We start from the raw sequence: 638 nt of genomic DNA on the forward strand, positions 1-638 counted from the left end.
TGCCTCTGTTAGCGATCATTAACGAACCAGCAAAAGTGCTGTTCCTCAACAATGCCATTGACCAAGGCATTTACTACCCACTAGGCCTGCAAGCGGCCGCAGAAACGGGCAAGTCCATCTTCTTTATGGTGGCGTCTAACCCAGGCCCTGGTCTTGGTATGCTGCTGGCCTACGCGAAGTTTGGCCAGGGTTTGTCTAAACGCTCTGCGCCAAGCGCCATCATCATTCACTTCTTTGGTGGTATTCATGAGTTGTACTTCCCATACGTACTCATGAAACCAATCATGATTGTGGCAATGATTGCTGGTGCGGCGACAGGTATCGCAACCTTCAACCTACTTGATGCTGGTTTGGTCGCGGGTCCAAGTCCAGGCTCTATCTTCTCTTACCTTGCTCTTACTCCGAAAGGTAGTTTCATCGGGACCATCGCAGGTGTGACAAGTGCAACGATTGTCTCTTTCTTAGTAGCAAGTGCGATTTTAAAAGTGAGCAAATCAGAAGAAAAAGAAAGCGAGTTTGAGAAATCAGTTTCTGACATGAAAGAGATGAAAGCAGAAGGCGCAGTTAAGCCAGTTGCAGCTGCGACGACGCAAGAGCCGAGCAAGCCAATTTCATTTGTCGCATTCGCATGTGATGCG

At 48.6% G+C, this 638-nt stretch carries 1 protein-coding gene; it reads left to right on the forward strand.

The genetic code is table 11. From position 1 onward, the window contains the following. Window positions 1–638, forward strand: a 638-nt coding sequence (locus tag R7Q11_RS27195; protein ID WP_225467111.1) for a PTS transporter subunit EIIC, incomplete at both ends; no start/stop codon positions are given.

The organism is Vibrio sp. 970, from assembly GCF_033339075.1.